Raw genomic sequence first — 12,738 nt, 5'->3', positions numbered from 1 at the left:
AGTGGATACAAAGCCTTACAAGACTCTCAAGCGCCGTGGTCAACTGTCACAACCTGCCGCCGTTACACGAGGTAACCAGCTTTAGGTTTTGCTCATACCAAACAGGGCGAGAACGCCATAAGGTATTGGCAACATTCGACGGAACAGCATCATGCAGAAGATCCTGGCAGTTTGTGCAATCGCAGCCGCATCCATGCTTGCGTCTGGCGCCGCCCAGGCAAGGGTAGACGTCGGAATTGGCATCGGTATTCCAGGTGTCGTGGTTGCAGCGCCTCCGCCCCCGGTGTACTACGAACCGGCCCCTGTCTACGTTGCTCCGCGCCCGGTGGTAGTGGCGCCTGATTACTACGACGATTGGCAGGCACGCGCATGGCGTGAACAACAGTGGCGCGAGCAGCGGTGGAGGGAACGCGAGTGGAGGCGGCGCCATCGCGAGTGGCACCGCTGGCACGATGACGATTGAAGCCGTCGGGGCTCTGAGCCAAGTCTGCCTTCGTGCGGGCCTGACCCGAGCCACGGGCTTCCCTGCGCAAGCCCGCTCCCGTCTCAGAAGGTGGCGGGCGAATTCACCCACAGCACCCTGGCCACCACGTCGCCCACATTGCGGTAGCCATGCGGCACCTGGCTGGAGAACGTGAAAGCATCGCCCGGGCCGATCAGGTAGACGTCGTCGCCGAGCATCAGTTCGAGCTGCCCTTCGAGCACGTAGCCAACTTCCTCGCCCTGGTGCTCGATCTGCCCGTCGCTGGCCTCGCCGGGCCAGACGATGTGGATGTTGGCCTGCAGCAGGCCGCCACGCTTGGGCAGCACCACGCGTTCGAGCGCCACGCCGCCGGCCCGGATCACCGGGCGTTCACCATGCCGCAGGATCGGTGACTGGTTTGGCTCCTCGTCGCTGGTCAGCGCGCCGATATTGGTGTCCAGCGCCACGGCCAGCCGGTGCAGCGTGGTAAACGACGGGGTTGCCAGCCCGCGCTCAATCTTTGAAATCAGGCTTTCCGAGCAACCCGCCTTTCCGGCGAGCTGCAGCAGCGTGTAGCCGGCCACCAGCCGGGCGTGGCGCAGCTTGACGCCAAGCGTCAGGGTGGCCGACTTGCTGTCGGCCGCTTCAGGTGTGGGTTGCTCGGTCTTTGCCATGCAGGCTCGGAATTGGTTGGACTTGGGTCGGCCACCAGGCGCCGTACGTCAATGCGTTCAGCGGCTGGCCAGTTCGGCGACAGTGTAAGCCAGTGCCTGGGCTCCAAGGAACAGATCGGCGCCTTCCGTATCTTCGGCGGCATTGTGGCTGATGCCCCCTTTGCTTGGCACGAAGATCATCGCCGTGGGGCAATGGTCGGCCAGGTACATGGCGTCGTGGAACGCGCCGGAGGTCAGCTGCACCGGCAGCGCGCGGCCGGCGTTGCGGCTGGCACGCGCGCAGGCGCGCTCGATGGTGCCCAGCATGGCCTCGGGGAAATGCGTCGGCTCGCGATGGAAGAAGCGCGTGACCGTGACCGCTTCGGGCGCATGTGCGTGCCTGACGCACGCCGCGCGCAGTGCCGCTTCGGCGCGGTCAAGCGCGGCGTCGTCCAGGCAGCGCATATCGACCGTGAACGTGACGTGGCCGGGAATGGTGTTGACCGAGTTCGGCGCCACGCTCCAGCGGCCCAGCGTCAGGCGCAGTTCAGGAGTGCCGGGGGTGGCCGCATGGCGCGGCGCCAGCGCGTACAGGTCTTGCGCGATGGCCATGGCCGCGGCCATCGCATCGCATCGTACCGCCATCGGCGTGGTGCCGGCATGGGCCATCGTACCCGTGCATTCCACGCGGAACCAGCGCACCGCCTGGATGCCGGTGACCACGCCCAGCGGCACATTTGCGCCTTCCAGCACCGGCCCCTGTTCGATGTGCAGTTCGACGCATGCCGCCATGGGCCGCGCCATCGGCACCCTGGTGACATCGTGGCTTTCCGCGAGCGCGGCATCGAGCGCCTCGCCGAAGCGAATGCCGGCGGCGTCAGCCACGTCGCGATAGCCTGCCAGCCGGGCGGGTTCGACGAAAGCGCTCGACCCCATCGCGCCGGGACCGAAGCGGCTGCCTTCCTCGTTGGTCCAGGACACGACCTCGATGGGGCGCAAGGTCTCGATGCCGGCCGCGTTGAGCGCGGCAATCACTTCCAGGCCGGCCAGCACGCCGTACGCGCCGTCGTACTTGCCGCCCACCGGCTGGGTATCGGCGTGGCTGCCGGTCAGCACCGGCGGCAGGTCTTCGCGGCCGGGGCGGCGGAAGAACAGGTTGCCGCAATCGTCGATGCCGACGGTGCAGCCCAGCGCGCGTGCCTGGTCGATCAGGTGGCGCCGGGCGGCCAGGTCGGTCGCGGTCAGTGTTTCGCGGGAAACGCCGCCGTCGTGGCGCAGGCCAAAGCAGGCCAGGGCTGCCAGCGATGCGGCCAGGCGCCCGGCGCCCACATGATCCTGTGCGCGTTCGGCAATGGCTTGTGCGTTGGCGAGGGGGGGCGGGTTCGATACGGTCAATTTGGTCTCCAGATATCAGGCAAGGCTGGCGCCAAGCGCCTGCTCAAGGCGATGAGCCATGCCGAGCACGCGGGCATCGGCATGGCGCGGCCCCGTCACGGTCACGCCAACCGGCATGCCGGTGGCGCCGGTGCCCGTCGGCACATGGACGCATGGGGTGCCCAGCAGCGACCACATGCGGCAGAAAATCGGATCGCCGGTGGCGCCAAGGCCAGCAGGCGCTTCGCCTTCGGCGCTCGGGGCCAGCACGACGTCGAATCCTGCCATCGCCGTGTTGAACGCCGTGCGGGCCGCTTCCGCGTATGCCAGCGCGACATGGAAGCGCTGGCCGGTGACGGCGCGGCCCGCTTCGAGCTGGCGCGCGAAAGCCGCGCTGAAGTCTTCTGCGTGCTCGCGTGCTTCCGGCGCGAATGCGGCGAGTGCCTCGAATGCCATGATGTCCAGTTGGGCTTCAGTCAGCCCGTGGCAAGCCTGCGGCAGGTTGAAGTCGCGCACCGTGCCACCGATGCGTTCGAGCGCACGGATCGCGGTGTCCAGTGCGGCTTGTGTATCGGCACCAGCACGTTCCCAATGCGGCGTGCGGCAAATGCCGATGCGCAGCGGCGCGTGGCGTAGCGTCGACGCGTCCGCTAGCGCGGCATCGCGCGCCAGGGTGCCGATGAAGAAGGCCGCGTCGTCCACGCGGCGGGCCAGCACGCCCACCGTATCCAGGCTTGGTGCCAGCGGCTTGATACCGGCCAGCGGCAGTGTGCCATGCGTGGGCTTGTAGCCCACCACGCCGCAATAGGCGGCCGGCCGCACAATCGATCCCGCGGTCTGTGTGCCAAAGGCCAGCGGCACCATGCCTGCGGCGACGGCGGCGGCCGATCCGCTCGACGAGCCGCCGGGGGTGCGGGGCCTGTCCGCCGGCGCGCGCGGGTTGCGGGTCGGCCCCGGCTGAAACGTGGCGAATTCGGTGGTGACGGTCTTGCCGACCACGACCGCGCCCGCCGACCGGGCCAGTGCCACCGCCGCCGCATCCACGCCCGGCCGATGTCCGGCGTATATCGGCGAACCATAAGTGGTCGGCATGTCGGCTGTATCCATCAGGTCCTTGGCGCCAAGCGGGACGCCCGGCAACGCGCCTGACGCGCCGCCGGCATCCAGCCGCCGCGCCTGCGCCACGGCGGTGTCGCCACCCACGTGCTGCCAGGCCAGAATGCCTGCGTCTTGCGCCGCAATGCGGGCCAGTGCCGCACGGACCACCGCTTCGGCGCTCAGTTCGCGCCGCGACACCATCGCCGCCAGGGTGCGGACCGGAAGATCGAGGAAGTCGTCCATCGCATGTTCTCCGGATCAGCCGAAATAGGCTGCGCGAACCTCATCGTTCTCGCGCAGCGCCTGCGCGGTGCCCTGGGCCACGACACGGCCCTGGGTCAGCACATAGCCCTGGTGTGAGATGGCCAGCGTCTGGCGCGCGTTCTGTTCCACCAGCAGCACCGTCATGCCCAGTTCGTTGATCTGCTGGATGACCTTGAAGTTTTCCTTCACATAGAGCGGCGACAGGCCCAGCGACGGCTCGTCGATGACCAGCAGCCGCGGCTGCGCCATCAGTCCGCGCCCGATCGACACCATCGCCTGTTCGCCGCCGGACATGGTGCCGGCGAGTTGGCCCGCGCGCTCGCGCAGCCGGGGGAAGATCGTGTACACGCGCTCGATGCGCTCGCGCACCCTGGCCGGGTCCGCCTCAAGGAATGCGCCCAGCGCAAGGTTTTCGGCCACCGTCATGCGCGGGAACACCTTGCGGCCTTCGGGAATGCAGGAGATGCCGCGTGCGATGATGTTGTGGGTCTTCTCGCCCGCGATGTCCGTGCCGTCCCACAGGATGCGTCCCTGGCGCGGCGGTGTCAGGCCCAGGATCGAACGGATCAGCGTGCTCTTGCCGGCGCCGTTGGCGCCAAGGATGCATGTGATCTTGCCCGGCGGCACCTCGATCGAGACATCGTGCAGGACGTTGACCCTGTCGTAGCCCGTGGTCAGCCCTTCCACGCGCAGTGTGCTGTCGCTCATGCGGCTTCCTCCCCCAGATAGGCGGTCTGCACGTCGGGATCGGCGGTAATCTCGGCGTAGGTTCCCTCGGCAATCTTCTTGCCGTAGTTCAGCACGATGCAGCGGTCGGTGATGCGCTCGATCACGTTCATTTCGTGCTCGATCAGCACCACCGACAGGTCCTGCAGCTTGCCGCGCACCTGCAGGATATCGTCCATCAGTTCATGGGTCTCGTCATGCGTCATGCCCGCCGAAGGCTCGTCGAGCAGCAGCAGGCGGGGGCGGCTCATCAGGGCCCGGCACACCTCGATGCGGCGGCGGTCGATCATCGTGAACGTTTCCACCGGCTCGAACAGCCGCGCCACCAGTGGCGGGCTGAAGATGCCCAGCAGCTCGCGCACCGACTCCACGTAGCGTTCGTACTCGGCGCGGAACGCCTTGCGCCGGAACAGGTTGAAGACCAGCCCGTGACGCATGTTCTGGTAATCGCCGATCACGATGTTGTCGAACACCGTCAGCGGCAGCGACAAGCGCGAACGCTGGAACGTCCGCGCCACGCCGCTGCGGTAGATCTGCTGTGGCGTCTTGCCGATGACGTTGTTGCCGTCATAGGTAATGGTTCCGGCGCTTGCCTTGTACAGCCCCGTCAGCACGTTGAAGAACGTGGTCTTGCCGGAGCCGTTGGGGCCCAGCAGGCCCAGGATCTCGCCACGGCGGATCTCGAGCTGGAGGTTGTCCAGCGCGGTCAGGCCGCCAAAGCGCATGGTCAGGTCGCGCACCTGGATCATTGCGTCGCTCATTGCGCATCCTCCCGGGGAAAGAACAGGCGGGTCTTGCGCGGCATCAGGCCGTCCGGGCGGAACAGCAGGATGGCGATCACCAGCGCCGCGTAGAACAGGAAGCGGTATTCCTGGATGAACTGCAGCTTTTCGGGCAGCACCAGCACGATAATGGCCGCCGGCACCAGGCCCACCACGTTGCCGAGGCCGCCCAGGATCACGATCGACAGCATCAGCAGCGAGTCGGCGAAGGTGAAGTTGTTGGGCGCCACGAACGCAGTGACCATGCCGTAGACACTGCCGGCGATGCCGGCAAAGAAGTTGCCGAGCATGAACGCAATCACCTTCCACCGGGCGATGTGCAGGCCGAACGCGGCGGCGGCGGTCTCGTCGGTGCGCACCACGTCCATCGCCAGGCCTACCCACGAGCGCTCCAGCGCCTTGACCACGGCAAACGTGCCCGCACAGATCAGCAGGCTCAGCAGCGCATAGCTGGCGTAGAACGACACGTCCACGCCGAACAGTGTCACGCTCTCATTGAACGCGAAGCCGAACAGCGTCATCCCGGGCACCTGCAGGCCCTGCGGCCCGCCCAGCACGTCGTTGACCTCAAGGAAGGTCTTGAACAGGATGCCGAACGCGATGGTCACCAGCGCCGCATAGTGGCCGCGCGTGCGCAGCACGGGCGCAACCAGCACCGAGCCGATCACGGCCGCTGCCAGGCCAGACAGCACGATCACCAGCACGTGAGGAATGCCCGTGTGCGTGGCCAGCACGGCCGTGGTGTAGGCGCCGATGCCAAAGAACGCCGCGCCCGCGAAATTGGACACGCCGGAAAACCCGAACTGGACTGTCAGCCCCAGGCAGGCGGTGGTGTAAAGCAGCACGGCACACAGCATCAGCAGGACGAAATGGCTCTCGTGGAACAGCGCGACCAGCGCCAGCGTGCCGGCCAGCGTCCATAGCCTGGACTGCCCTGGCCGCCGCGATGCTGCCTGCTCCACGGCCTGCGTCAGGCCCAGCCGGCCCGCCGCGAACACCGCGGCCCCGGCCAGCGCCAGCAGCACGGCTACCGCCAGTTGCGATTCCGCATGCAGGAAGAAGTAGAGATAGGCCACCAGGGCGATGGCCGAGATGGCCAGCACCATGGCCGGGCGCCGCTGCGGGCCCTCGGCCGTGGCGGCGGAGGCCGCCGGCAGCGGCTTCGAGACGTTGTCAGACACGTTCACTGGCTTTCTCCGCGATGAGTCCGGTCGGCTTCCAGGCCATCAGCACGATGACCACGGCAAAGGCGAATACGTCCTTGTAGGCGCTCGGGATGTCGGGCACCAGGGCCGGCAGCATGGCACTGCCCAGTACCTGCAGCGCCGCAAACAGGAAGCCGCCGAGGATGGCGCCGTAGATATTGCCTAGCCCGCCAAGGATGGCAGCGGCAAAGCCGATCACCCCCAACAGCAGCCCGACGTTGAAGTTGATCTCGTTGTAGTAGAGGCCGTTCATCACGCCCGCCAGTGCCGCCATGGCGGACCCCAGCGCAAACGTGACCAGTACCACCACCTCGAAGTTGATGCCCATCAGCCGGGCCGTCTCGCCATCCTGGGCCACGGCACGAATGGCCATGCCAAAGCGCGTGCGGGTGATCAGCAGATGCACGCCGAGGATGATGGCCACGCCGGCGGCCAGCAGGATCAGGTTGTCCGCGCGCATGGAGAGCGCGCCGATGGTGAACTCGCCAGCGGGCAGCAGCGCGGGAAATGGTTTCGGGTTCGAGCCGTCCGGGTAGAACAGCCGGACCGCCTCACGCAGCACCGTGCCCAGCATCAGCGTGGCCAGCAATGTGTTCAGCGGCGGCGCACGGCGCAGCGGCAGGATCAGGACGCGGGCGATGCCGGCGCCCAGCAGGCCGGTCACCGTCACCGCGCACACCACGATGGCCAGCAGCTGCAGCCACGGGGAATCCACATGCATCGCCACCACGCCGGCTGATGCCGCCAGCCCGGCAAACGCACCCACCATCAGCACATCGCCATGAGAAAACTTGATCACGTCGAGCACGCCGAAGAACAGCGTGAAGCCTACCGCTACCATTGCGTAGATCATCCCGAGCATCAGCCCGTTAAAGACGTACTGCCCTAATACACTCATCGGTATCCCCCGAATTCCGGATGCCCAGGCGGGCGCGGGGCCGGGCGGGGGCAGGATTGCCCCGAACCCGGCCGCCATGCTTACAGGCCGGTCAGCTTCTTCTTGCCCTTGCCGTAGGTGCTGTCTTCCCAGATCACCCACTTGCCGTCTTCCACCACATACTTGGTGATCAGCGGCACCACGTTCTGGCCGTGGTCGTCGAAGGTGACCCTGCCGATGATGGTGTTCACGTCCCTGGTGCCGTTCAGCACATCACGCACCTTCTTGCGGTCCGGGCCCACCTTTTCCACGGCGTCGATGATCAGGTTGGCCGCGGCAAACGCAAACGGGCCGTACGCTTCCGGCGGTTCACCGTATTTCTGCTGCGTGTAGCGTTCCATGAAGAACTGGCCGCCCGCCAGCTTCTCTACCGGCGCGCCTTCGATGAACGCCAGCGAACCCTCCGACAGCGATTTGCCCACGCCTTCGATATAGGCATCGGACTTGATGCCCGACGTGCCCTCGAACTGGGCCTTGATGCCGAGCTTGTCCATCTGCGTGCGGATGCGCACGCCCAGCGGCGTGAGGCCGCCGAAATACACCACGTCGGGCTTCAGTTCGCGGATCTTGGTCAGCTCCGTGGTGAAATCTTGCTGATCGGCTGTCACGCCGAACGTGCCGACGATGGTGCCGCCGTCCTTCTTCAGGAACTCGCTGAAATACTTGTTGTGGCCCTTGCCGTAGTCGGTGGTGTCATGGATGATCGCCCACTTCTTGTAGCCCAGCCCGGTCATGAATTTGGCCGCCACTTCGCTCTGGTTGATCATCGTGCCGTTGACGCGATGGATCTCCTTGAACTTGTTGCCATAGGTGACCTCGGGCAGCACGGCGCCCCACACCACGGCGGGCATGCCGAAGCGGCTGTAGACGCCCACTGTGCCCATGGCCACGGCAGAGCAGAAGTGCGTCACGCCGGCAACGATGGACTTGTCCGCCGCGATCTTGGTCGCCACCTGCACGCCGACGTTCGGCCGGCACTCGTCGTCCTGCACCACCAGTTCATAGGTGTACCTGGCCTTCGGGTCCGCATTGCGCAAGCGCACGGCCAGGTCCGCGGAATTGCGTCCGCCCAGGCCGATCGACGACACGCCACCGGTCAGCGGACCGACAAAGGCAATCTTGACGACATCCTTGGCCTGCGCCGGTGCTGCCGTCAGGACCATTCCGGTCGCTGCGGCTGCGATGGCGGCGGCTACTGCAGTGTGTTTCTTGCGCACTCTCTTCCCCCTGGGTTGCATGGACAATTGGACGGACCGCTGCGCGGCGTCACCGACCCGAACCGATGCAAGGCGCGTGTGGACGCCCGGGAAAGCTCTTGGAAAGCTGCCTGCACCATATTCAAGTCACTTGAATACTATGCAACAGACATGCCAACGTTCAACGAGCGAAAACCCGTAGCTTTGAATGGGCGCTGGGGAAATGAGGGGGAGCCCGTGCTCAATCCGGGCGCATGGGTGCACGGTTGCGGTGCGCCGCAGAGCAAAACAAGGGAAGAAGCATTGCTGGGACGTAGGTGTTGCTTAGCGCATTTTCGTCCCGTCTCGTTAGACATCCCACAGATACAGCTGGTGGTAGCTATCTTGATATCCATCGCATGACGGTATATCTTTTGGTATCTATCAAAGGAAATATCGTGAGCACCACTGCCAAGATCTTCACCACCGGCCGCAGCCAGGCGGTACGGCTGCCGCAGGAATTCCGCTTCGCCGAGCGCGAGGTATATATTCGCCGTGACCCGTCCACCGGTGACGTGATCCTGTCGCGCCGGCCGGAGAGTTGGGACGGCTTTTTGGCTGCCATCAAGGACAGCGCCGTGCCGGAAGACTTTCTGGCCGACCGCGCGCAGGGCGAGCAAGCCAGGGATCCGCTGGCGGGTCTCGAATGACGCGCTACATGCTCGACACCAATATCGTGAGCCATCTGTTGCGGGCACATCCGGCAGTCGTGGCGCGCGTGACGGCAGCGCCGATGGTGGCGCTGTGCCTGTCAGCCATCACCGGTGCGGAACTGATGTACGGGCTGGCCAAGCGCCCCGGCGCAGCGCGCCTCGCGCGCGCGGTCGACGAGCTGCTGCGCAGGGTCGAGGTATTGCCCTGGGCCCCTTCAGTGATGGCCGGCTATGGTGAAACCCGCGCTGCGCTGGAATCCCAAGGACAGCCGGTGGGGGCACTGAACCTGCTGATCGCCGCGCACGCGCTGGAGACTGGCGCGGTGCTGGTGACCAATGACCAGGCATTCCGGCGCGTCCCTGGCCTGGTGGTGGAGGACTGGACGGTTCCGACCGGAAATTGATCGCAGCAATCTGAAAGATTGGCCAACTGCGCGTCTGGCCGACACCCGGCATCGGCCAGTCCTGCGGCAACCGCCGTGCGCTACTGGTCTGCCTTGGCCCCCGAGCGCCGCACGATTTCCGCCCATTTTTTGCCTTCGGAAGCGTTGTAGCGGGCAAAGTCGCCAGGTGAGGAGCCGACCGGCTCGGCGCCCATGTCGGCATATTGCTGGCGCACATCGGGCCGCTTCAGCGCGCCGGCCGCATGCGCGGCCAGCTTTTCCACGACCGGGGCCGGCGTGCCGCGCGGCGCCCACAGCCCATACCAGGTGCTGATGTCGAAGCCGGGCAGGCCGGACTCGGCGACGGTGGGCACGTTTGGCAGCGCGCTCGCGCGCCGCGCGGTGGTCACGGCAACGGCACGCAGCTTGCCGGACTTGATGAAGGGCATCGCCGACGGCATGGAATCAAACATCAGCTGGATCTGGCCGCCCATCAGGTCCGTCAGCGCCGGCGCGCTGCCCTTGTACGGCACATGCTGCATCGGCACCTTTGCCGCCAGCTTGAACGATTCGCCGGCCAGGTGCTGGGCCGAGGCATTGCCCGCCGAGCCGAAGTTGAGCGCACCGCCCTGGCTATTTGCGTAGGCGATCAGGTCCTGCACTGTCTTCACCGGCGAGGCGTTGTTGACCACCAGCACCAGCGGCACGTCGGCCAGCTGCGTGATCGGCACGAAGTCCTTGAAGGAGTCATAGCGCATCTTCGGCTGAATGCTGGGGTTGATCACATGCAGCGAGGCATTGGCCAGGATGGTGTAGCCGTCGGCGGGAGCGCGCGCCACGGCTTCGGCGCCGATCATGCCGCTGGCGCCGGGTTTGTTGTCGACCACCACGCTCTGGCCCAGGCTCTCGCCCATCTTGACCGCGACCACGCGCGCGAGCAGGTCGGTGGGCCCGCCGGCGGGGTAGGGCAGCACCATGCGCACGGGATGCTGCGGGAAGTCCTGCGCGACGGCGGCAGCCGGCAGCGCGGCCGCGGCTGCCGCCAGCATCAGTGCCGCGCGCAGCCGCGGCCAAGCCGGAAGTCGTTTCTGGTATCGGTTGTTCACGTCTCTGTCTCCTTGATTTTTATGGCTACCTTGCCCACCACCTGGCGGGATTCCAGCGCGGCCAGGGCGTCGTCCAGGCCGGTGATCGGATAGACCGCGGATACGGTCGGCTCCAGCTTGCCCCGCGCGGCCCAATCGAACAGCGTCGCCATGACCTCCTGCAGCGCCGTTGCATGCTCGGCCCGCTCGTTGGCGGGCGTCCAGCCGATGTAGCGGCCAAAGAAGAACCCGTGCAGCGTGAGGTTCTTGACCAGCAGCAGGTTGACCGGGGCCTGCGGGATGGTGCCGCTGGCAAAGCCGATGCTGAGGATGCGCGCGTTCGCCGCCGCCGCACGCAGGGCCTGGTTGAACAGGTCGCCGCCGACCGGGTCCACCACTACGTCCGCGCCACGGCCGTGCGTCAGCGCCTTGACCGATGCCGCCAGGTCCGCCGGGGCCAGCGCGTGCGTGGCGCCGCGCCGCAGCGCGTCGGCACGCTTGGCCTCGGTGCTGGCGCAGGCGATGACGGTGGCGCCGAACTGGCGCGCAATTTCCACGGCAGCCAGGCCGACACCGGCCCCGGCGCCAAGCACCAGCACCGTGTCATTCGGGCGCAGCGCGCAGCGCCACACCAGCCCGCAATACGCCGTGCCATAGGAAATCGGGATCGGCAGCGCGGCCTTTGACGGCAGCGCATCCGGGACGCGGTAGACGGTGTACTCGGGCACGGTGACCTGCTCGGCAAAGCAGCCCCAGTCCGCGATCGCCACCACCCGGTCGCCGGGACGCAGCCGCGTGCACGCGTCACCGCAGGCCACCACGCGGCCGACCGCTTCGGTACCGGGCACGAAGGGCAACGGGGGCCGGCGCTGGTACTGGCCGGCGATCATCAGGCCGGTGGCGTGGCTGACGCTGGCGTACTCGACGGCAATCGTGACCGCATGCGGGTCGGCCAGCACCGGTTCCGGGATGGCCTGCAGCGCCACGTCCTGCACGCCGCCGAACTGCTTGCAGACAAGCGCCTTCATTGCACACCTGCCTTGGCCGCGGGGGCCGTCGCCTGTCGCACCACACCCTGCTGCAGCCATGCGTCGATGGCCTGCTGGCCGAAGCCGGCCTCGCGCAGGACCTGCACGGTATGTTCGCCGTTGGCCGGCGCCGGGCCGGCATCCCGGCGCATGTCGCGCGCCGGGATGCCGGCGAAGGGCAGCGGTCCGAGCCCCGGCTGCGCGATCGTCTGGAAGGTCTGCCGGTGTGCCGCCTGCGGGTGCGCCAGCACGTCGTCATAGCTGCGCACCGGGGCATGCAGCACGTCGTGCCGGCTGAGGATGTCTTGCCATTGCGCGGTCGTGCGCGTGGCGATCTGCTCGGCCACCTGCTGGTTCAGCAGCGCGGCGTGGGCCATGCGCGCGGCATTGTCGGCAAAGCGCGGGTCTTCCAGCCAGCCGGTGCGGTCCAGCGCATGGCATAGCTTGGCGAACTGCGCGTTGTTCAGCGCCAGCAGCGTCACGCTGCCGTCGCTGCTGGCATAGACGCCATTGGGCGCGCTCACCGGGCCGGCGGCCGTCGGACCACCGATGGCATGCTCGAGCAGGTTGTTGGCCTGCAGCGCACAGCAGGCATCGAACAGGTTCAGCTCGACATGGCCGCCGAGCCCGCTGCGAAAACGCCGGCACAGCGCCGCGGCGCAGGCCTGGGCGGCATAGAGGCCGGTGGCGGCGTCGGCGAGCAGCATGCCGATGCGGCGCGCGCCACCGTCGGCGCCACGGTTGGCGAACATCAGCCCGGAGTCGGCCTGCATCACCGAGTCCGAAGCCGGATAGTCGGCATAGGGACCATCCGGGCCATAGCCGCTGATCGACACATAGACCAGCGGGGGG

At 66.9% G+C, this 12,738-nt stretch carries 14 protein-coding genes; 3 read left to right on the top strand and 11 right to left on the bottom strand.

Annotation, left to right across the window (positions count from 1 at the left end; translation table 11 throughout):
- The first annotated feature begins 151 nt into the window (after window positions 1–151).
- Complete coding sequence (locus AC3WRR_RS05040; RefSeq protein WP_010812742.1) at window positions 152–463, top strand: hypothetical protein; 312 nt, start codon at window positions 152–154, stop codon at window positions 461–463.
- A gap of 83 nt (window positions 464–546) precedes the next feature.
- Here AC3WRR_RS05040 and AC3WRR_RS05035 read toward each other — a convergent pair whose 3' ends face one another.
- The 8 genes from AC3WRR_RS05035 to AC3WRR_RS05000 form a co-directional block, all read right to left on the bottom strand.
- Complete coding sequence (locus AC3WRR_RS05035; protein WP_010812743.1) at window positions 547–1,137, bottom strand: helix-turn-helix domain-containing protein; 591 nt, start codon at window positions 1,135–1,137, stop codon at window positions 547–549.
- 57 nt (window positions 1,138–1,194) lie between these two features.
- Window positions 1,195–2,511 carry a M20 family metallo-hydrolase gene (locus tag AC3WRR_RS05030; RefSeq protein WP_010812744.1) on the bottom strand — a complete coding sequence of 439 codons (1,317 nt, stop codon included), beginning with the start codon at window positions 2,509–2,511 and terminating at the stop codon, window positions 1,195–1,197.
- 15 nt (window positions 2,512–2,526) lie between these two features.
- Window positions 2,527–3,831: an amidase gene (locus tag AC3WRR_RS05025; protein ID WP_010812745.1), complete on the bottom strand. Its 1,305-nt coding sequence runs from the start codon at window positions 3,829–3,831 to the stop codon at window positions 2,527–2,529.
- A gap of 15 nt (window positions 3,832–3,846) precedes the next feature.
- Complete coding sequence (locus AC3WRR_RS05020; protein WP_010812746.1) at window positions 3,847–4,560, bottom strand: ABC transporter ATP-binding protein; 714 nt, start codon at window positions 4,558–4,560, stop codon at window positions 3,847–3,849.
- Window positions 4,557–5,339 (bottom strand): ABC transporter ATP-binding protein, encoded by a 783-nt coding sequence (locus tag AC3WRR_RS05015; RefSeq protein ID WP_011617591.1) that lies wholly within the window; start codon window positions 5,337–5,339, stop codon window positions 4,557–4,559. Before AC3WRR_RS05015 ends, AC3WRR_RS05020 begins: the two co-directional genes overlap by 4 nt.
- Window positions 5,336–6,547, bottom strand: a complete 1,212-nt coding sequence (locus AC3WRR_RS05010; protein WP_010812748.1) for a branched-chain amino acid ABC transporter permease — start codon at window positions 6,545–6,547, stop codon at window positions 5,336–5,338. Before AC3WRR_RS05010 ends, AC3WRR_RS05015 begins: the two co-directional genes overlap by 4 nt.
- Window positions 6,534–7,463, bottom strand: a complete 930-nt coding sequence (locus tag AC3WRR_RS05005) for a branched-chain amino acid ABC transporter permease (RefSeq protein ID WP_037023376.1) — start codon at window positions 7,461–7,463, stop codon at window positions 6,534–6,536. The genes AC3WRR_RS05010 and AC3WRR_RS05005 overlap by 14 nt, the downstream gene beginning before the upstream one ends.
- A gap of 80 nt (window positions 7,464–7,543) precedes the next feature.
- Window positions 7,544–8,719 carry a branched-chain amino acid ABC transporter substrate-binding protein gene (locus AC3WRR_RS05000; protein ID WP_439669271.1) on the bottom strand — a complete coding sequence of 392 codons (1,176 nt, stop codon included), beginning with the start codon at window positions 8,717–8,719 and terminating at the stop codon, window positions 7,544–7,546.
- A 416-nt stretch (window positions 8,720–9,135) separates the two neighbouring features.
- Here AC3WRR_RS05000 and AC3WRR_RS04995 point away from each other — a divergent pair, with 416 nt between their 5' ends.
- Window positions 9,136–9,387, top strand: coding sequence for an antitoxin (locus tag AC3WRR_RS04995; protein WP_058696551.1), 252 nt, complete (start codon window positions 9,136–9,138; stop codon window positions 9,385–9,387).
- The gene (locus AC3WRR_RS04990; RefSeq protein ID WP_058696550.1) at window positions 9,384–9,794 is read left to right on the top strand and encodes a type II toxin-antitoxin system VapC family toxin; all 411 of its coding nucleotides are present in this window, start codon (window positions 9,384–9,386) and stop codon (window positions 9,792–9,794) included. The genes AC3WRR_RS04995 and AC3WRR_RS04990 overlap by 4 nt, the downstream gene beginning before the upstream one ends.
- 80 nt (window positions 9,795–9,874) lie before the next feature.
- Here the strand turns inward: AC3WRR_RS04990 and AC3WRR_RS04985 are convergent, their stop codons facing one another.
- The 3 genes from AC3WRR_RS04985 to AC3WRR_RS04975 form a co-directional block, all read right to left on the bottom strand.
- Complete coding sequence (locus AC3WRR_RS04985) at window positions 9,875–10,822, bottom strand: tripartite tricarboxylate transporter substrate binding protein (protein WP_051398610.1); 948 nt, start codon at window positions 10,820–10,822, stop codon at window positions 9,875–9,877.
- 53 nt (window positions 10,823–10,875) lie between these two features.
- The gene (locus AC3WRR_RS04980; RefSeq protein WP_058696549.1) at window positions 10,876–11,886 is read right to left on the bottom strand and encodes an NADPH:quinone oxidoreductase family protein; all 1,011 of its coding nucleotides are present in this window, start codon (window positions 11,884–11,886) and stop codon (window positions 10,876–10,878) included.
- Window positions 11,883–12,738, bottom strand: an 856-nt coding sequence (locus AC3WRR_RS04975) for a CaiB/BaiF CoA transferase family protein (protein ID WP_492296348.1), incomplete at its 5' end; no start/stop codon positions are given. The genes AC3WRR_RS04975 and AC3WRR_RS04980, both read right to left, overlap by 4 nt.

This window comes from Cupriavidus sp. FW305-3-2-15-C-LB2, assembly GCF_058787575.1.
This window is presented reverse-complemented; position numbering and strand designations above follow the sequence as displayed.